Origin of the sequence: Blastococcus sp. CT_GayMR19 (genome assembly GCF_004570385.1) — a bacterium.
Taxonomy (GTDB): Bacteria; Actinomycetota; Actinomycetes; order Mycobacteriales; family Geodermatophilaceae; genus Blastococcus_B.
This window is the reverse complement of sequence record NZ_SPQL01000002.1, coordinates 205,395-223,701: the sequence shown is the minus strand read 5'-3', so window position 1 is coordinate 223,701 and position 18,307 is coordinate 205,395. Positions and strand designations below refer to the sequence as shown.

14 protein-coding genes and 1 other RNA gene are annotated in these 18,307 nt (G+C 72.1%); 9 read left to right on the top strand and 6 right to left on the bottom strand.

The window, feature by feature from the left end; genetic code table 11:
* Window positions 1-5: 5 nt before the first annotated feature.
* The 4 genes from E4P39_RS03725 to kaiC are packed head-to-tail and all read right to left on the bottom strand — an operon-like array spanning window position 6 to window position 4,105.
* Window positions 6-1,709: a SpoIIE family protein phosphatase gene (locus tag E4P39_RS03725; RefSeq protein ID WP_135135042.1), complete on the bottom strand. Its 1,704-nt coding sequence runs from the start codon at window positions 1,707-1,709 to the stop codon at window positions 6-8.
* The gene (locus E4P39_RS03720; protein WP_135135041.1) at window positions 1,706-2,032 is read right to left on the bottom strand and encodes a circadian clock KaiB family protein; all 327 of its coding nucleotides are present in this window, start codon (window positions 2,030-2,032) and stop codon (window positions 1,706-1,708) included. The genes E4P39_RS03725 and E4P39_RS03720 overlap by 4 nt, the downstream gene beginning before the upstream one ends.
* On the bottom strand, window positions 2,029-2,358 hold the full coding sequence (locus E4P39_RS03715) for a circadian clock KaiB family protein (protein WP_209306327.1): 330 nt from the start codon (window positions 2,356-2,358) through the stop codon (window positions 2,029-2,031). Before E4P39_RS03715 ends, E4P39_RS03720 begins: the two co-directional genes overlap by 4 nt.
* 1 nt (window position 2,359) lies before the next feature.
* Complete coding sequence (kaiC, locus tag E4P39_RS03710; protein ID WP_135135039.1) at window positions 2,360-4,105, bottom strand: circadian clock protein KaiC; 1,746 nt, start codon at window positions 4,103-4,105, stop codon at window positions 2,360-2,362.
* 108 nt (window positions 4,106-4,213) lie between these two features.
* On the opposite strand from kaiC, the gene E4P39_RS03705 reads away from it, so the two are divergent.
* The gene (locus E4P39_RS03705; protein WP_209306326.1) at window positions 4,214-5,089 is read left to right on the top strand and encodes a hypothetical protein; all 876 of its coding nucleotides are present in this window, start codon (window positions 4,214-4,216) and stop codon (window positions 5,087-5,089) included.
* 101 nt (window positions 5,090-5,190) lie between these two features.
* Here the strand turns inward: E4P39_RS03705 and E4P39_RS03700 are convergent, their stop codons facing one another.
* Window positions 5,191-6,366, bottom strand: a complete 1,176-nt coding sequence (locus tag E4P39_RS03700) for a serine hydrolase domain-containing protein (protein ID WP_135135038.1) — start codon at window positions 6,364-6,366, stop codon at window positions 5,191-5,193.
* A gap of 399 nt (window positions 6,367-6,765) precedes the next feature.
* Here E4P39_RS03700 and E4P39_RS03695 point away from each other — a divergent pair, with 399 nt between their 5' ends.
* The 3 genes from E4P39_RS03695 (at window position 6,766) to ssrA (ending at window position 8,872) form a co-directional block, all read left to right on the top strand.
* The gene (locus E4P39_RS03695; protein ID WP_135135037.1) at window positions 6,766-7,893 is read left to right on the top strand and encodes a magnesium and cobalt transport protein CorA; all 1,128 of its coding nucleotides are present in this window, start codon (window positions 6,766-6,768) and stop codon (window positions 7,891-7,893) included.
* Between the two features lie 117 nt (window positions 7,894-8,010).
* The gene (locus E4P39_RS03690) at window positions 8,011-8,427 is read left to right on the top strand and encodes a protein-tyrosine phosphatase family protein (RefSeq protein ID WP_135135036.1); all 417 of its coding nucleotides are present in this window, start codon (window positions 8,011-8,013) and stop codon (window positions 8,425-8,427) included.
* Between the two features lie 70 nt (window positions 8,428-8,497).
* Window positions 8,498-8,872, top strand: a transfer-messenger RNA (tmRNA) gene (gene ssrA, locus E4P39_RS03685).
* A gap of 96 nt (window positions 8,873-8,968) precedes the next feature.
* Here ssrA and E4P39_RS03680 read toward each other — a convergent pair.
* Window positions 8,969-11,116: a sensor domain-containing diguanylate cyclase gene (locus E4P39_RS03680; protein ID WP_245159609.1), complete on the bottom strand. Its 2,148-nt coding sequence runs from the start codon at window positions 11,114-11,116 to the stop codon at window positions 8,969-8,971.
* Window positions 11,117-11,464: 348 nt separating this feature from the next.
* Here E4P39_RS03680 and E4P39_RS03675 point away from each other — a divergent pair, with 348 nt between their 5' ends.
* The 5 genes from E4P39_RS03675 to E4P39_RS03655 all read left to right on the top strand — a co-directional run bounded on the left by E4P39_RS03675 (window position 11,465) and on the right by E4P39_RS03655 (window position 18,291).
* Window positions 11,465-13,408, top strand: coding sequence for a hypothetical protein (locus E4P39_RS03675; protein ID WP_135135034.1), 1,944 nt, complete (start codon window positions 11,465-11,467; stop codon window positions 13,406-13,408).
* Window positions 13,409-13,967: 559 nt separating this feature from the next.
* Window positions 13,968-14,627 (top strand): GntR family transcriptional regulator, encoded by a 660-nt coding sequence (locus E4P39_RS03670; RefSeq protein ID WP_209306325.1) that lies wholly within the window; start codon window positions 13,968-13,970, stop codon window positions 14,625-14,627.
* A gap of 282 nt (window positions 14,628-14,909) precedes the next feature.
* Window positions 14,910-16,343 (top strand): MFS transporter, encoded by a 1,434-nt coding sequence (locus E4P39_RS03665; protein WP_135135033.1) that lies wholly within the window; start codon window positions 14,910-14,912, stop codon window positions 16,341-16,343.
* A gap of 26 nt (window positions 16,344-16,369) precedes the next feature.
* On the top strand, window positions 16,370-17,242 hold the full coding sequence (locus tag E4P39_RS03660) for a transketolase (protein ID WP_135135032.1): 873 nt from the start codon (window positions 16,370-16,372) through the stop codon (window positions 17,240-17,242).
* Window positions 17,239-18,291, top strand: coding sequence for a transketolase C-terminal domain-containing protein (locus E4P39_RS03655; protein WP_135135031.1), 1,053 nt, complete (start codon window positions 17,239-17,241; stop codon window positions 18,289-18,291). The genes E4P39_RS03660 and E4P39_RS03655 overlap by 4 nt, the downstream gene beginning before the upstream one ends.
* The last annotated feature ends 16 nt before the right edge of the window (window positions 18,292-18,307 follow it).

The following is an 18,307-nucleotide window of genomic DNA, read 5'->3' as shown; positions in this document are numbered from 1 at the left end:
GTCGGCTACTGCCGTGGACTGTCGGGCGGCAGGACGCGGAGCACGAGGAGACAGACGTCGTCCTCGTGCTCCTCGCCAGGCAGCAGGCGCTCCATCAGGGCCGCGCAGACGGCCTCGGCGGGCTCGCCGTGGAGGTCCCCCGCTGCTCGGGCGAGGGCGGCGAACCCCTCGTCCAGGTCACGGTCCCGCCGCTCGATCAGGCCGTCCGTGTAGAGCACGAGCAGGTCGTCCGGCTCGACCGCCGCGTGCGCGTCGGCGTAGTGGGCCGCCGGGACGGCGCCCAGCATCACTCCCGCCGGGCAGGACAGGAGGCGGACGCCGGCCGCGCCGATCAGCAGCGGCGGCGGATGCCCCCCGGACGACCACCGGAACATGCGCTGCGCGGGGTCGATGCGCCCGAACAGCGCGGTGGCCAGGCCGTTGTCGCCCAGACCGGTGATCAGCCCGTTGAGCCGCGCGAGGACCCCGGCCGGGGGATCGTCGCTGAACGCGTAGGCCCGCAGGGCGTTGCGTACCTGGCCCATCGTGGCCGCCGCGTCCAGGTCGTGACCGACGACGTCCCCCGTGGCGACGGCCAGGCCGCCGTCCGGCAGGCAGAAGGCGTCGTACCAGTCGCCGCCGACCAGGGACGGCATGTCGGCGGGCAGATACCGCGCGGCGAGTTCCACTCCCGCGACGGAGGGCAGCCGGGCCGGCAGGACCGCGCGCTGCAGCGACTCCTTCACCCGGTGCTCCTCGGCCAGCTCCATCGTCTGGCTCATCAGTGCCGCGCGGGCCTCGAGGACGGCCGTCGCCGCCCGGCGCTGCTCCGTCACGTCCTGCGTCGTGCCACGCATCCCGGCCACCGCGCCGTCGGCATCGGCGACGACCTCCCCCCGGGTCACGGTCTGTCGCACGTCCCCGTCGGCCTGGACGACCCGCTGCTCGATGACGAACGGCCGGCGGTCGGCGAGCGCGCGTTCGCGCGCCGTGGTGGCCAGCGACGCGTCCTCGGGGTGGAAGAAGCCGGCCAGGGTGGGCCGCAGCAAAGTTTCGCTCGGCGTGGGTTCGATGCCGAGGATGCGGAAGATCTGGGTGGAGCAGGTGATCTCGTCGGTGGCCGGATCCCAGAACCAGCTGCCGATCCGGCCGATCCGCTGCGCCTCCTCCAGCTCGTGCGCCGACCGGCTCAGCTCTGCGTAGGCGCCGGCCAGTTGCTCTTCGCCGCGGCGCCGGTCGGTGAGGTCGGCGAGGACGAGGCACCGGACGATGACGCCCTCGATGTCCAGGCCGGTCACCGAGGCGAGCACCGGCACGGCGGAGCCTTCCGCGTGGACGAGCTCGAGCTCCGCCTGGTGGGTGGTGCCGGGGTCGGTGGCGGCCAGCAGGGACGAGAGCGTTCCGGCCGCGGACGCGTCGACGAGCTCGGTGACCTCCCGGCCGAGGAGCGCGGCGCGGTCGGCTCCGACCAGATCGGCCAGCCGCAGGTTGGCGTACAGGATGATCCCGCGCTCGGAGACGGTGACGGCGCCGTCGCCCATCCCCTCGACGATCACCCGGTACGGCCGGTCGGCGCTGACCAGCGTGTACAGCTGGGAACCGTGCGGACCGCCCAGCACCACCGCGTCGACGTCCCCCGCCCGGATCGCGGTGAGCGCCCTGTCCAGGTCCTGGATCTGGGAACGGAGCCGGCCCAGCTCGTCGACGGCGTTCTCCGGCGGGTGGGTCATGGCGCGCCCGGAACGGGTGGCTGCGACGGCGGGGGACCCAGGTCGAGCCCGGCGCGGACCCGGTCGACGTCGGCCAGGTCCCCCACGAGTTGACGCGGCGGCGGGGGCAGCCGCCTGACCAGGGTGGGTACGGCCACGATCCGGTCCCGGGCGGCGAGGTCGGGTTCGTCGGCGACGTCGACCACCTCGAGCTCGACCTGCCCCGCGAGTTCCTCGTCGCAGAGGCGCCGGACCGTCTCGAGGGCCTGCGCGGAGTGGGGGGAGGCGCCGCTGACGTACAGCCTCAGCGACCAGTGGGGGGAGTCGTCGTCCGGGGCCGTCACTGCCGGCCGCCGGCGCTGCGCAGCTGCAAGCCGACCAGCAGCTTCTCGGTGTCCGACAGGTCGCCGATGATCTTGCGGACGGGCTCGGGGAGCTTCCGGACCAGCGTCGGGACGGCGATGATCTCGTCACCACGGGCGAGCTGCGGGTTCTCGAGGAGGTCGACCAGCTCGATCCGGTAGCGCCCCGGGAGGTACTCCTCGCACGTGCGGCGCAGGTTCTCCACCGCCCGCACGGACTTGGGGCTGTGCCCGGCGAGATAGAGGCGCAGTTCGTACATCGGTGACGAGTCGGACCCGTCGTCGTGGGCCGGGCCGTTGGCGTCCATGTCACCCATCCCGAGCTTCGGATCGACCGTCGGCGGGTCCGCTCTCGCGTCGGCGGGCGAGGCGTTCCCGGTCCGCCGCGCGAGCGTCCGCGCCACGGGTCTCCTCGGCCGCCAGCCGATCGAGCTCGGCGCTCTCGGTCGCCAGTTGCGCGTGGAGGGCGGCGACCTGGGCGTCGACCTCGGCGGTGCGCCGCTCGAGTGCCAGGCGTCGCCGCTCCAGTTCGGCGCTCCGGTCGGCCGCGGCCGCGCGCTCCTCGGCGGCCTGTGCCAGCCGGGCCGAGCCGGTCAGGACACCACGGGCGCCGACGGTGACGTCCAGCAGTTCGGCGCCGTGGTCGGTGAGGAGGAACTCGCGCACCTGGTTCGAGTGCGCCGTCCCCCTGCTCTTCATCACGAACAACAGCCGGTTGCGTTCGCCGTCGCTCTCCACGTTGCGCAGCAGCAGCCAGGTGTCGACCACGGACGAGACCGCAACTGAGCTGGACTCCCGCTGCGCGTCGTGGTTCAGGCTGGTCAGGATCGCGGTGACACCGCGCGACTTCATCATGTCCACCTCGCGGACGACGGCCGACGTCACTTCCGCCTCCGCGCCGACGTTGCTGAGACTGCCGACCGCGTCCAGGACGGCGACGGCCGGTTCGGACTCCTCCAGCAGCCGCTCGATCGCCGACAGGTGTGCCTCCAGGCCGAAGGCGGTCGCCCGCTCGCCCCACAACCGCAGCAGCCCGTCGTCCACCCACCGGCCCAGGTCGATCCCGACCGACCTCAGGTTGCGGATGATCTGGTCCGGGGACTCCTCGAAGGACACGAACAGGGCCGATTCCCCGCGGGCACAGGCCGCGTCGACCGCGGACGCCGCCAGCGTCGTCTTCCCCGTGCCGGCGGTGCCGGTGATCAGGACGGTGGAGCCGCGGTAGACGCCGCCGCCCAGCATCTCGTCCAGTTGCGGCACGCCCAGCGACACGCGTTCGGTGGAGACCGCGTAGGTGAGCGCGGTCGAGGTGATGGGCCAGACCCGCAGGCCACGGTCGGTGACCAGGAACGGATACTCGTTCGTGCCGTGCGCCGATCCGCGGTACTTCACCACCCGCAGCCGCCGGGTGGCGATCTCGTCGCGCATCCGGTGATCGAGGACGAGCACACAGTCGGAGGCGTACTCCTCGATGCCGAACCGCGTCAGCTGCCCTTCCGGGCCACGCTCACCGGTGATCACGGTGGTGAGCTCGTGGTCCTTGAGCCACCGCAGCAGCCGGCTGAACTCGTTCCGCACGATCGCCTCGTCGCCCAGCGCGCCGAACAGCACCTCGATCGTGTCCAGGACCACCCGCCGGGCCCCCACCGACTGCACTGCCGCGGCCAAGCGGATGAACAGGCCGTCGAGGTCGAACTCCCCCGTGGTCACGATCTCGGACGCATCGATCCGGACCGCATCGATGACCAGGCGCCCGTCGGCCTCGAGTCCGGCCAGGTCGAAGCCGAGCGAGGCGACGTTCTCCGTCAGGTCGGTGGCCGACTCCTCGAACGCCAGGAGGACGCCCGGCTCGTCGAATTCCTCTGCACCGCGCACCAGGAACTCCAGCCCGAACAACGTCTTGCACGAGCCCGGGCCTCCGGTGACCAGGGTCGCCCGGCCGTGGGGCAGCCCACCGCCGGTGAGCTCGTCGAACCCGCGGATGCCCGTCGGTGCTTTGACCAGCGCGGACCTGGTGGACGGCGCCGTTCTGGGCGGGTGGATCGTCGCCGCCATAGGTCCTCCCGCTTGGCTTCGATCAAGCTAGTCGCGGGAACCGGGGCCGGGGAAGGGATCAACGCCGCCGCCGACGGCGTCCTGCCACGCATCGCTAGGGTGCGGCGCATGGTCAGCGTCGATCGACCCGCGTCCGCTCTCGATCTCGCCGTGGTCGCCCGCGCGCACCGCGCCGTCGAGCCGCTGCACGCGCAGATCTACTTCGCGCCCGAGCTCGATGAGCGGCTGTCCGGGCTGGGTCTGAAGGCCGGCCGCATGTCCTACTTCGCCGGCCGTGCGGCCGCGATGGGTCCGGTGGGCGCCGGCGTCGTGACGGCGACGTTCTACAACTTCTCGCCGTCCCTGGTCGCGCACATGATCCCGCGCGCGTGGACGATCGCCTCGCCCGAGCAGGTGCTCGCGGCCCGCCTGGACGCGGCGCGTGCGTCGCTCACCCGGCTGCTGGGTGGTCCGGATGCGGTCGCGGTGCCGGAGCTGGCCGCGCTGCTCAGGGAGGCGTGCACCGTCCTGACGCCGGAGGGCCGCGCGCTCTACGCCGGGCACGCCGACCTGCCGTGGCCCCACGAGCCGCTCCTGCAGGTGTGGCACGGCGTCACGCTGCTGCGTGAGTACCGCGGTGACGGGCACGTGGCCGCGCTCCTCCGTTCCGGGCTCAGCGGGCTGGAGGCGCTGGTCACCCACACCGCCACCGGCCGGGGCTTCACCGAGGCGGCGGCCAAGGCCAGCCGCGGGTGGCGCGACGAGGAGTGGGCCGCCTGCTGCGCCGCGCTGGCCGAGCGTGGGCTGCTCGATGACGGCGGGCTCTCCGCCGAGGGCGAGGACCTGCGGGCCCGCGTCGAGGCGGAGACCGACGCCCTCTCGGCCGCGCCCTGGGAGCACCTCGGCGCCGAGCGCACCGCACGGGCCACCGAGCTGGGGAAGGGATTCGCCCGCGTGCTGGTCGGCAACGGCGCCTTCGGTACCGGGATCTTCGCCCGCGGCTGACCGCACCGGCGCGGCACGGCCGCCGGTGCCGCCGCCGAGCTCGCGACGTCGCGGGTCGAACGACACGGGCCCGTCCTGAAGGGACCGACCCCGCACGCTCGTCACAGCGCCGAGTACAGGGCCTCCTCGAAGTCGCCGTAGAGCTTCCACGCGCCGTCCTTCTCGATGAACGGCAGCGAGTTGGTGTAGATCGAGGCGCAGATGCCGGTCGTCCGGTCCACGAAGAAGTGGGTGTTGAACAGCCCGGCCCACGCACCGGTGCCGGCCCGCCGGCGGCCGGGGACGTCTCTCGTGTTCAGCAGCAGCCCGTAGCCCCACTTGTAGCCGGGGCCGACGCGCAGGCTGTCGGTGATCGGTGGATCGGCGGTCTCGATCACCTCGGGGAAGTCCAGGTTCCCGATCTGGTTGCTGAAGGCCGCGTCGACCGTCGACGCCTGGAGGATGCGCTGCCCGTCGAGCTCACCGCCGCGGAGCAGGGCGCGCTGGAAGCGGATGTAGTCGCGCGGTGTCGAGTACAGGCCGTGCCCTCCGGGCCACCACTCCGGCGACTCGTTGAGGATGCCGCCGGCCGCCGTCCATGCGCCGTCCTCACCGCGCACGTGGACGTCGACCACGTTCTGCTTGCGACCCTCGTCGAGCGCGAACATCGTGTCGTCCATCGCGAGCGGGCCGGCGATGTGCTCCTTGACGACGACGTCGAGCGTTGTGCCTGCGACGGTCTCGACCACGAGGCCGAGCCAGTCGGTGTTGATCCCGTAGACGTACCGGGTGCCGGGGTCGGCGACGAGCGGCGCCTTGAACGCCTCCATCACGCCGGGCACCACGTTGGGCAGGCCGGTGGCCTCCTCGTACTTCTTGAGGTCGGCGTTCCAGAACCAGTAACCCAGACCCGAGGTGTGGGTGATGAGCTGCCGGACCGTGGCCTTGCTGGCCGGCGCGCGCAGCCGCGGGGTGGCCCCGTCGAACCCGTCGAGCACCTGGACGTCGGCGAACTCGGGGCGGTAGCTCTCCACCGGGGCGTCGATGTCGAGCTCGCCGCGCTCCATCTGCTGCAGCGCCGCCGTCGTCGCCACCATCTTGGTCATGGACATGATCCGGAACTGGGTGGACGTGCCGACCGGATCGTCGCTCTGACCGGCGATGCGCACGCCGGCGCCGCCCTCGTAGACGACGCCGTCGCGGTCTGCCGCGATGGCGGCCACATGAGGCACCGCCCCGCTGTCCACCGCGTCCTGCAGAACCTGGTCGAGTGCCGCGCCGTCGAGTGCCGTGCTCATCCGGATCTCCGTCGATCTCGAAGGGGCGCGCCGGAGCCGCTGCACCACCGCGCTCGCGGCACGAAGGTGGCACCTCCACGGTGGCCCCGATGCCGACGATGCGGGGACGCTAGCGCAGAGCGAGCAGCGTCAGGTCTAGTTGTGCCAGGCCGGAACGGGCTCCGGTCAAGCCACCCTGGCGTTCACCTGTCCGGGGGACTGGACAGGACATGTCACGATGGACGACGGCCCGGCGACCGTCGCGGGGAACGACCGGAAGGGCGGCGAGCGATGCGCACCGAGCCGCCCAGTCCCGATCCCGAGGTCCTCCCCGCCTGATTCCCGGCCGTCGAACGGACGGACGGCGCGCGCGGAGGACCTCCCGGTGTCCGCCGTCGTCCCCGTTCCCGGGAGTCCGTCATGACCGACCGTCGCCTCGCGCCCCTGACCGCACTCAGCACGCTCACCCGTCGTCCGCCGCGGGTGCAGACGGGCACCCCCGCCGCCACTCCCGTGGCCGCCCCTCGCTCGAGGATGGTGGACAACGCCGTCTACTCGGGGGGCCGCCGGGTGGCCACGCCCGCGTCGGCCGCCGAGAGCCGGCAGGAGCTGGCGGAGGGCGAGGGCCGGCTGGCCTGGATCGGGCTCTACCGGCCGGAGGCTCCTGAACTCGGTGAGCTGGCCGAGCTCTACGACCTCCCCGAACTCGCCGTCGAGGACGCGATCAAGGCCCACCAGCGCCCGAAGTTCGAGCGCTACGGCAACACGCTGTTCGTCGTCCTCAAGGCCGCGCGGTACCGGGACGAGGCCGAGGAGGTCGAGTTCGGCGAGCTGCACCTGTTCCTCGGCGCCGACTTCGTCATCACCGTGCGGCACAGCGAGTCGCCCGACCTCTCCCGGGTGCGCCGGCGGCTGGAGAGCGACCCCGCGCTGCTGGCGAAGGGGAGCGAGGCGGTGCTGTACGCGACCCTGGACGCCGTCGTCGACGGGTACCGGCCGGTGGTCGCCGGACTGGCCAACGACATCGACGAGATCGAGACCGAGGTCTTCCGCGGCGACCCGGCGGTGTCGCGCCGCATCTACGAGCTGTCGCAGGAGGTGCTCGACTTCCAGCGGGCCTCAGTGCCTCTGACCGGCATCCTCGCCGCCATCACGGCGGGATTCGACAAGTACGGCGTCGACGAGGAGCTGCGCAGCTACCTGCGGGACGTCGCCGACCACGTCGTCCAGGTCAACGAGCGGGCGGAGGGCTTCCGGCTGCAGCTGCGGGACATCCTCACCGTCAACGCGACCCTCGTCGCGCAGCGGCAGAACGAGGAGATCCGGGAGCTGACCGAGGCCTCGATCGCCCAGGGGGAGGAGGTCAAGAAGATCTCTGCCTGGGCGGCCATCCTGTTCGCCCCCACCCTCGTGGGCACGGTCTACGGGATGAACTTCGCCGTCATGCCGGAGCTGAACTGGGTGTTCGGCTATCCGTTCGCGCTGCTGCTGATGCTCGGGGTCAGCCTGACGCTGTACGCCGTCTTCAAGCGACGCGACTGGATCTGACCCCTCCTCGTCAGTTGATCATCGGATCTGCGCACGACGACACGCCGGTCGACGGCGTGTCGCGCGGCAGGAATCCGATGATCAACACCGCGAGGGGGCCCGAAGAAGGTGGTGCGCGTGGGGGGTGCGCTCTGGGCGGGGGAGCGGGGCGTCGTCCGGCTGCCCGGCGGAACGCTGGTGCGCGGACGGCGGCTCGAGGACGTCGTCCCGCCCGCCGACTTCGCGCTGGTGCTGACGCCGGGGCCGGCGCCCGCGTGGCCGCACCGGCGGGTGCGCTGGCCCGACTTCTGGATCCCGCTCGACGGCGACGACGCACTGGAGGCGCTCCGGGACGCCCACCGGCGGGCGCTCGACGGTGACCGGGTGGAGGTCACCTGCCGGGGCGGCGTCGGCCGTACCGGAACGGCGCTCGCGGCTCTCGCGGTCCTCGACGGGCTGACACCGGAGGAGGCCGTGCGCTGGGTGCGCCGCGAGTACCACCCGCGCGCCGTCGAGACGCCGTGGCAGCGATGGTGGCTCCGCCGGGTCCGCTGACCGCGGGACACCCCCGTCCGGGGGAACACGCCGGGGCCCAGGACCGTTAGGCTGTCCGTACAACTGCACAGGGGGTGATTGGTCTCGACTTCGGTCGTGTGACCAGGGGAAGCGAGCCGAGGAAGGCAACGATGATCTCGTTAACCATCCGTTGCAAACCAACAAGTGCCGCTCCTAAGCAGCACGACTTCGCTCTCGCTGCCTGACAGCAGCTAGGCGAGTCTGTCAGCCCGGGTTCGTCATCGGCCCGGATCCTGGCATCAGCTAGATGACTCACTGCGCGTACCGGTCGCGGGTACGCGTGGGACACCAAACAGCGACTGGGCCCGCCACACCGACTCGTTCGCATGAACGGTGGGGCCGAGTAGAGGCACCGCGAACTGCGCTCGGAGAAGCCCTGGTGATGCATCGAAGGACGCGGGTTCGATTCCCGCCACCTCCACCACGGCGTCCTGGCAAAACGCCGGGACGCCAGTTGGCGAAAAGGCCGGGGGCCACCGCGGACAGCGGTGGCCCCCGGCCTTTCCTCGTTGCCGTCTCCTCAGTCGTGCAGCCGGTGCATCGGAGTGGCGGTCGTCGACACCCTCGACCGGTTCCGAGGCCCGGTCACGCCGTGACCGCCCCCGCGACCGTGTTCGGACGCGCGTCGTGCTCGCCGCACGTTCTTGTCCCGGTACATGGCCGCATCGGCAGTGCGCAGCAGCTGTTCGGCCACGACATCGCCGCCGGCATGCACGGCCACGCCCACACTGCTCCCGATGCGGACGTCGCCCGCCTCGAGCGGGAAGGGCTCGTCGAAGCACCCGAGCAGCCGGCCGGCCAGTGCCGCTGCGTCGTCGTCGCCCGCCACGCCCGGGAGGATGACGGCGAACTCGTCCCCGCTGAGCCGGCCGACGGTGTCGTCGGGGCGGACCGAGGCCCGCAGCCGCTCCGCCACCTGCTGCAACAGCTCGTCGCCCGCCGCGTGTCCCACGGTGTCGTTGACCTCCTTGAACCCGTCGAGGTCGCAGAAGAGGACGGCCACGTGCTCCCCGGCCTCCGTCCTGGCCAGCGCTGCCTCCAGCTGCTCGAGGAACAGCACCCGGTTCGGCAGCCCGGTCAGCGCGTCGTGCGAGGCCTGGTGACGCACGGCCTCGAGCAGTCGTGCCTTCTGCAACGCCGTGGAGGCCTGGTCGGCGACACCACGGAGCCGGGCCAGCACGTCGCCCAGCAGGGCCGGGCTCTCCCCGGCTTCCCAGCTCGCCGTGGCGACGCCGAGGATTCCGCCGTCGGCCACCAGCGGCATGACCACCGCGTCGGCCAACCGCAGGTCGCGCAGGAGGCCCTCCACCGCCGGACTGTTCCCGTGCGAGGCGAGGATGCGTGGCTCGCCGTCGGTGAGGATCCCGGCCAGCTCCGGCACGTCGTCCGGGTCGAACGCGGCGCCCAGCAGGCGCCGGGTGCCGGCCGGGTCCAGCCCGGCGGCCGCCTGTGTCCGCAGCCGGCGTGACGCCGAATCCCACAGCATGAGAGAGGCACTCGTGCAGCCGACCATGCGCGGCAGCGCATCGGTGACCACGTCGCAGACGGTCGCGACGTCGACGGCCGTGGCCAGCTCGTGCGCGAGGTGGAGCGCCGCGCCGACCCGGTCGGCGTCGACCTTCGCGTCCTTGAGGGCGATCAGGAGGTCGAGCGCCGCGGCGGTGTGGTCGGCGTACGCCGCGAGCACGGAGCGCTCGGCACCGACCACTCCGTACCCGGGCGGGTAGATGGCGGCCAGACGGCCGTGCCGGTGACGCGTGGAGGCGACGTCCACCACCACGGCCGGGACATCGAGGTCCTCCCCCGCGAGGAGGGCGGCGGCGAGCCTCTCCGCGTCCTCCGGTGCGAGCCCGACGCTGTGCACGAGCGGTGGACCACCAGCGGGGGCCGAGACGGCCAGGAGGTGGGCGGGCGCGAGGACGGCTTCTCCGGCGCGGGCCACGATCCGCGGGAGGACGGTCTCGAGGTCGTCGCTGGACACGAGCTCGGCGGCCGCCGACTGCAGTGCCCGCAGCTGACCCTGCAGGGAGGCGACGTCCAGGTCCTTGGACGAGCGATCGGTCCGGCGCCGCCCCAGCCAGGACCGTTGCTGCCAGCTGAGGTGGTAGGTGCAGTCCGGGTGCCCCTCGGGCTCGCAGTGGGAATGCTCGATCTGGGCGGGCGGCAGGCCGAAGAGCGTCGGCACCGTGGTCAGCAGTCCCCGGGCGTACTTGCAGTCCATCCGCGAGTGGGTGTGCCCCGGCTGTGCGCGGTAGACGATGGTGGCCGACGTCGCCTCCACGTCCAGGATCTCCATCGTGGACGTGGTGGTGAACTTGGCCATGACCTGCGGAACCCGCCGGTACACCTGCCGCGGTGAACCGACCGCCCGCAGGACGAGGATCAGCGACGGTGCCAGGCCGTTCGTGACGGCCGCGCAGCCGACCTTGAACAGCGTCTCCGGGTCGGCGAGCACCTCGGTCGCTGCCGAGTACAACCGACGGCGGGTCTCGTAGCTCCACCACCTGGAGGGGTTCTCGAGTTCCTCGACGTCGTGCCGCACGTCCGCCCGGCGGAGGACCTCCGTGACGGCGTCCTCGCCACCCTGGGCCCGCACGTAGCGGAGCAGGCTGGAGGTCACGGCGCCGGAGGTCTCCCGGGGCTCGGCCTCGACGCCCTGCCCGGTCACGCTGCAGCCCGGACGACGGTCCGACGCCCTCGACTGCTTGTCATGTACACCACAGTCGGCCGATCCGGGCGGGCGGTTGAGTTGTCTGCCCCCCATCAGGGTGAGGACCGGTCAGCCGGCCCGGCCGGTCCGATGCGAGGACCGCCGCCGGGCCGCACCTCACCCGACCGCCGCCCCTGTTGTTGCCACCCGCCGCGGATCAGGGCGCGCAGCCGGTCGGTGCGGGTGGCCGGCTGCCACCGACCTCCGGCCCGTCGTCCCCAGGCTGTGCCCCACCGTCTACCCGAAAGGGCAGGGCGCCTCCGAGAGGCGGGCCGACACTGGCGGGGTTCGACAACGGAGGCGCCGGTGACCGCTTTCGCCCGGACCCCGGCGCCGGTGGACCGGGCCGGACATCCGCCGCGCACCCGGCCGGACCGCTTCGCGCCGTCCGGCGAGACCGCCCGGCTGCTGCTCCTCCAGCGTTCGGCCGGCAACCGTGCCACGGCCGCGCTGCTCGCCGATCGGCCGTCCCGGTGGGGCTCGGCGCCCGAGCCGCGGTCGCTCCAGCGCTGCCCGGGCGGCGCCTGCGGCGACGGCTGCGTCGACACCGAGGCGGGCACCGAGGAGCAGGCGCCACCCGTCCAGCGCTCGGTCGACGCGGCCATGGGGCAGGCCATCGACGCCGGCCGGTTCCCCGGGACGCCGGCCGCGCACCCCCCGCTGCTCAACGTCGTCGAGGTCTTCGACCGGCTGCCGGAAGGGGACAAGCGGGACACCGTGAGGGCACTCAACCCCGGGCAGCAGCTGGCCTGGGTGCGGTACTGCCTCGACCGCCGCGACGACACCACCTGGCACGTGATCATCCAGACCGTCTCCACCCAGGCGCGCACCTACGCGGTCCGGTCCCTGATGGCCGCCAAGCGGATGAACGAGCCCCGCGGGCCGTGGGGGGCCTACGGCGTCATCAACGGGCTCAGCGACACCGACCAGCTCGCCGTCCTCAACCAGCTCGTCGAGCAGGAGCGCCGCATCCTCCAGCAGGGGCTCGCCTCCGCCCCGATCGACCGGCCGCGCCTCGAGCGCCAGCTGGCCGCGGTCGATCCCGAGAGCGTCCCGGCGGTCCGGCGCGTCGACTTCCCGGTCGTGTGGGTGGCCGACGAGCTTCCCCAACGGACGCTCACGGCGGGTGGACCGGCGTCCTACATGGGCAGCCAGGGCGCGCACTCGGTCGCGCAGACGAACGCGGCGAGCGGGATGCGGATGGTCGGCACCCGGTACTGGCGGGCCTTCATCCCCGAGGCGCGTGCGGTGGAGCTGCAGCGGATCCTGAACGAGCTGCCGCGCGACCTCGACCCGTGGCTGGCCACCCATCTCAAGGGGACCCCTCCGGGGCAGGATCCGAAGTTCCCGTGGGTCAGCCAGCAGGTCGGGCAGATGGACCGGCCGTTCACCGTGGCGGAGCTCCAGTCGATCCCGTCGCTGGTGCGCAAGTTCAACGCCAACCGGAACTCGCTCACGCCGGCCGAGGCCCAGCTCATGAGCCGGACGGTGTCGCTGCACGTCGGCGGGGCGCACCAGGGCGGATCACCCTGGTCCTCGTGGAGCGTGCCGCCCGAGAAGGGGAAGCCGGAGCCGGTCACGTGGTCGGGGGACCGCCGGTTCCGGGTGAAGGCGGACTTCCAGAAGTCCGCCGTCCTCGACAACACGAAGGCGAGCGCCGCGAACACCCTCGCCCCGGCGGACGCCAACTTCGAGGCCGGGCTCAACCCGGACGAGGCCGAGTATCTCGCGACCGCGGAGAGCAAGGCCCGCGTGCTCACCGTGCAACCGCTCAGCGGTGCCGTGAAAGGCGAGCTGGTGGCAGGCAGCACCGCCTGGATGGCCCGTAACGCCACCCAGCTGCGATGGGCCGGGCGGGGGATGATCGTCGTGTCGTTCGCGATCTCCGGCTACCGGATAGCCACGGCCGACGAGGCCGGCCGCGCGAGGGTGGTCGGCGAGGAGGCCGGAGCACAGCTGTTCGGCATCGGCGGGGCCGTCCTCGCCGGTGCGGCCTGCGTCGGTCTCGGCATCGCCACCGGTGGGGTGGGGCTGCTGCTCTGCGGGATGGCCGGCGGGCTGCTCGGCGGGATGGCAGGCTCCGCGATCGGCGGCGCCACGGCCGACCAGCTGGGTAAGCAGCAGGCGCAGAACGACCCGTTCGGCCTCACCACCGGGAACGGTCAGATGGCGACGGCGCAGCCGGCCACCCCCGCACCGCAGGAGGACTGGGCGGTGCTCACGGCGCCCCCGGAGATCCTCGTCTACTGAAGGACGGCGAGCCGGGGGAGGGGCGACCCCGCGGACGACATCCGACCGGGGGACGGCGCTACCGAACCCCGGCGGCCCTCAGTGGTCCTCGTGACAGGTGCAGGCGCAGTCGCTCGCGCAGAAGACGTGGTTCCCGTAGTCGCAGGGTGATTCGTTCATCTACTGCCGTCCCTCGTCATGAGCGTGCGCTCGCCTGTACCGTGCCGACGGTCCGTATACGGAGTGTGTCCAGCGCCACACTCTATGAGTTCAAGAGGCTTCCCACGCGGAGGTCGGCGCGGCGCCGACGGCGTGTCTCCGGCTGAAAGGGCGGGCCGAGCCGGCGCGGGCCAGGCGCTCGGACACGGTGCGCCCCGCGGTGCGATGTGCCGGTGGTGGGGAAACCCGAATGATCGCCGCGGGGCCGCGCAGCGGCAGGTCGGTTGTCGACGCCCCGAGGGCGAAGTTCGCACCGCGCGACCTGCGCGCCCATCACTCCCTCGGGGTCGTCAGTCGACTGTTGTCGTCGGTTGTCGACAGTTAATGCCTACGATGGTCGGCAACGAGGAGGTGGATGGGAATGGTTGAGCCACTGACCAGTCTGGACCGCAGCACGCTGCGGGAACGTGCGTTGGAGTCGCTCCGATCGGCGATCATCTCCGGTCAATACCGCCCCGGAGACCACCTCAGCGAAGTGGAGCTGGCCACTTCCCTCGGGGTCAGCCGTGGCACGGTGCGCGAGGCGTTGCGGCATCTCCAGCAGGAGGGGCTGGTCACCGCCGGCAACCGCGGAATGCTGCGGGTCAGCAGCCTGACGCCGACGGAGGTCCGCGAGCTGTTCCAGGTCCGAGCAGCCCTGGAGGGGATGGCGGTCCGCGAGATCATCGCCTCCCCCCGACGGGAGGCTGCGGTCGGAGCGCTCCGCGCGGCGCTCGAACACCTCAGCGACGAGGGCGAGGATTTTCCCGCCCGGATCGAGGCGGACCTGGCGTTCCATCTGGAGCTGTGTCGACTTGCGGGCAACTCGATGCTCGTCGAGGCGTGGCAGCACCTCGAAGGCAGGATGAGGATCGCGATCCTGAACGGTGCGGCATGGCAGGCGCCGATGATGGCGCGGGACCGGCACGCCCCCATCGTCGATGCCATCGAGCGCGCCGACGTGAGCACGGCCCTGCGGGTCGTCGACGAGCACATGGCCTCAGCCGCGGAGCGCTTCACCGAGGCTCCTCGCCAGGCCTGACCCCCGCGGGGCGATCGACCGCAGCGCTGCCGGCGCGACCCCGCTTCCTCCAGTTGTCGCGGCGGTTGCCGTGGCGTTCTCCTGCCTGCCTGCCTGCCTGCCTGCCTGCCTGCCTGCCTGCCTCGCCGCCGCTCTGCCGCCTGCGGCGCCTGTCGTGGAGCGCCGACGGAGTGACTCTTGACACTGTGACGCGGGCGATTCACACTCGTTGCCAGTTGACTGTCAACAGTCAACCCCCAGCGGCCACTGGAACCTCCTCTCCTCCCGACCCCGGAGACCACCATGACCGAGCGGCCCCCAGCGCTTCGAGACCCGCATCTCGCGGACGTCGCCCAATGGCACCCGATCGACGGCACGCCGACCAAGAAGAAGGTCGCCGTCGGCTGTTCCATCGGCGCGACCATCGAGACCTACGACTTCATCGGCTTCGGCACCGCCGCGGCCCTCTACTTCAACGACGCCTTCTTCCCGGCGAACGACCCGCTGTCGGGCACGTTGCTGTCGTTCGCGACGCTGGGCGTCGGCTTCGCGGTGCGCCCGCTGGGCGGCATCATCGGCGGCCACCTCGGTGACCGGATCGGCCGCAAGCCCGTCCTCGTCGGATCCCTGCTGCTCATGGGCATCGCGACCGTCCTCATCGGCCTCCTGCCCACGTACGCGCAGGTCGGTGTCCTGGCTCCCATCCTGCTCGTCGCCGTCCGGGTCGTGCAGGGACTCGCGTTCGGTGCCGAATGGGGCGGCGCGATCCTGATGTGCTTCGAGCACGCCCCCTGGCGCAAGAAGGGCCTGTACACGGGGATCACCCAGGCCGGTTTCCCGGTCGGGCTCCTGCTGGCGAACCTGGCCTTCCTGGCCAGCGTGCCGCTGGGCGGCTCGTGGGCGTGGCGGGTGCCGTTCCTGCTCAGCGCCGTCCTGATCGTCGTCGGCATCCTCATCCGGCTCAAGCTCGAGGAGTCCCCCGAGTTCGAGGAGCTCAAGGAGGAGGGTGAGGTCCTCAAGAACCCGATGCTCGAGGTGCTCCGCACCGACTGGCGCAACGTGCTGCGGGCGTTCTGCCTGCGGATCGCGGAGACCGCCGGCTACGCCGTGTCCGTCACCTTCATGCTGTCCTACCTGGTGAGCGAGGACCTCGCCGAACGTCCGGTCTCCCTGACCGCGCTCATGGTCGCGGCCGGGATCGGCATCTTCGCCACGGTCTTCTTCGGCGCGCTCACCGACCGGATCGGGCGGCGGCCGGTGTACCTGATCGGCACCGCGGTGATGGTGCTGTGGGCGATCCCGCTCTTCCTGCTGATCAACACCGGTGCGGCGACGGCGATCGTGCTCGCCTTCGTCGTCAGCTACGCCGTCTGCCAGAACTCCCTGGCCGGCGTGCAGGGGGCCTGGTTCCCGGAGCTGTTCGCGGCCAAGACCCGCACCAGCGGCGCCTCCCTGGCCTACCAGCTCTCCGCCGTCGTCTCCGGCTTCACCCCGCTGGTCGCCACCGGGCTCTACGCCGGCTTCGGCTGGACCGGCCCGGCGCTGCTCTTCGGCGCGTACGGGCTGCTCGGCCTCGCTGCTGCCCTGGTGACCCCGGAGACCTGGGGCCGGACCGAGCGCGACGAGGTCGAGGCCCTGCAGCGGAACTTCATCGTGCCGACCGAGGCCGGCGCCCCGGCGCCCGCCCCGCGCACCCAGTCCGAGCAGCGGCAGCTGGCCGACTCGGCGAGCGACTGATTCCCACGAACGAGAAGGAGCACGTCATGACTTCGCTCAGCACGCTCGCCGCGGCGGGCACCGTGGACCAGAAGGAACGGATCGAGCGGATCCGCCGGGCCGCCTATCGGATCCGTCGCAATGCACTGGACATGGGGGAGGTGCAGGGGCAGGGCTACATCGGCCAGGCACTCGGTGTCGCCGACGTCCTCGCCGTGGTCTACGCCGACCAGTTGCGCTTCCGGCCGGAGGACCCGCACTGGCCCGACCGCGACCGGTTCCTGCTCTCGATCGGCCACTACGCCATCGCGCTGTACGCAGCGCTCGCCGAAGCCGGGATCATCCCGGTCGACGAGCTGGAGACCTACGGATCCGACGACTCCCGGCTGCCCATGTCCGGGATGGCGTCCTACACCCCGGGCATGGAGATCTCCGGCGGCTCGCTCGGTCACGGGCTCGGCGTGGCGACCGGGATGGCCCTGGGGCTGCGCCACCTCGGCAACCCGGCACGGGTGTTCAACCTGCTCTCCGACGGGGAGCTGGACGAGGGCTCCACGTGGGAGGCGGCGATGTCCTGTGCGCACCACGGCCTGGACAACGTCACCGCGATCGTCGACGTCAACGCCCTGCAGGCCGACGGCCCCACCGCCGGCGTGCTGCGGACCGAGCCGGTCACCGAGAAGTGGCAGGCCTTCGGCTGGCACGCGCTGCGGGTCGACGGCAACGACATCGCTGCTCTCGTCGCCGCCTTCGACGAGCTGCGCCGGCACCGCGGCACGCCGTCGGTGCTGATCTGCGACACCCGGATCGGCTCCGGCGTGCCCCTGCTCGAGAACCGCGAGAAAGCCCACTTCATGCGGGTCGAGGAACAGGAATGGCACCTCGCCCGCACCCAGCTCGAGGAAGGACTGGCCCGATGACCACCACCGCCCCCCGGAAGAGGCTCACCACCTCGGCCATGATCGCCTCGTTCGCCGACCCCGGCCAGCGCACCACCAGTGCCCCGTTCGGCCACGCGCTGGCCCGTCTGGCGCAGGAGCGTCCGGAGATCGTCGGGCTCTCGGCCGACCTGGCCAAGTACACCGACATGCACGTGTTCCGCGAGGCCCACCCGGACCGCTTCTTCCAGATGGGCATGGCCGAGCAGGTGATGCTCGGGGCCGCCGCCGGAATGGCCGAGGTGGGCCTCGTCCCGTTCGCGTCCACCTATTCGGTGTTCGCCACCCGGCGCGCGTACGACTTCCTCTGCCTGGACATCGCCGAACCGAACCTCAACGTCAACGTCGTCGGCGCCCTGCCCGGGCTCACCACCGGGTACGGCCCCAGCCACCAGGCGACCGAGGACCTGGCCATCCTCCGCGGCTGCCCGAACCTGACGATCGTCGACCCCTGCGACTCGGTCGACATCGAGCAGGCCGTGCCCGCACTCGCGGCAGCACCCGGACCCACCTACCTGCGGCTGCTGCGCGGGGCGGTGCCCACTGTGCTCGACGAGTACGACTACCGGTTCGAGCTCGGCAAGGCCGCCGAGCTGCGCACCGGCCGCGACGTCGTCCTCATCTCCACCGGGCTGATGACCATGCGGGCGCTGCAGGCCGCGGCCCGGCTGGAGGCCGACCACGTGGACGTCGCCGTGCTCCACGTGCCCACGATCAAGCCGCTGGACACCGAGGCGATCCTGCGCGCGGCGCGCACCGACCGGCTCGTGGTCACTCTGGAGAACCACACGGTGATCGGCGGGCTGAGCGAGTCGGTCGCATCCACGCTGGCCTACGCCGGCGTGGGCAACCGGGTGGTCCCCATCGCGCTGCCCGACGAGTTCCTCGCCGCCGGCGCCCTGCCCACGCTGCACGACCGCTACGGCCTGTCGACGGACGCCATCGTCGCGAGGGTCAGGACCGAACTCGGGAACGCCGCACCGGCGGAACGTGGCCCCTGGGCCGCCGACCCGGCCCCGGCCACTGCCTGACGCCCCACTCCCACCC

Excerpts from the sequence above, each read along its gene's own strand:
- E4P39_RS03660 (WP_135135032.1), top strand. The coding sequence starts at position 16,370 with ATGACTTCGCTCAGCACGCTCGCCGCGGCGGGCACCGTGGACCAGAAG.
- E4P39_RS03670 (WP_209306325.1), top strand. The coding sequence starts at position 13,968 with ATGGTTGAGCCACTGACCAGTCTGGACCGCAGCACGCTGCGGGAACGT.
- E4P39_RS03655 (WP_135135031.1), top strand. The coding sequence starts at position 17,239 with ATGACCACCACCGCCCCCCGGAAGAGGCTCACCACCTCGGCCATGATC.
- E4P39_RS03700 (WP_135135038.1), bottom strand. The coding sequence starts at position 6,366 with ATGAGCACGGCACTCGACGGCGCGGCACTCGACCAGGTTCTGCAGGAC.
- E4P39_RS03715 (WP_209306327.1), bottom strand. The coding sequence starts at position 2,358 with ATGGACGCCAACGGCCCGGCCCACGACGACGGGTCCGACTCGTCACCG.
- E4P39_RS03705 (WP_209306326.1), top strand. The coding sequence starts at position 4,214 with ATGGTCAGCGTCGATCGACCCGCGTCCGCTCTCGATCTCGCCGTGGTC.
- kaiC (WP_135135039.1), bottom strand. The coding sequence starts at position 4,105 with ATGGCGGCGACGATCCACCCGCCCAGAACGGCGCCGTCCACCAGGTCC.
- E4P39_RS03725 (WP_135135042.1), bottom strand. The coding sequence starts at position 1,709 with ATGACCCACCCGCCGGAGAACGCCGTCGACGAGCTGGGCCGGCTCCGT.
- E4P39_RS03695 (WP_135135037.1), top strand. The coding sequence starts at position 6,766 with ATGACCGACCGTCGCCTCGCGCCCCTGACCGCACTCAGCACGCTCACC.
- E4P39_RS03665 (WP_135135033.1), top strand. The coding sequence starts at position 14,910 with ATGACCGAGCGGCCCCCAGCGCTTCGAGACCCGCATCTCGCGGACGTC.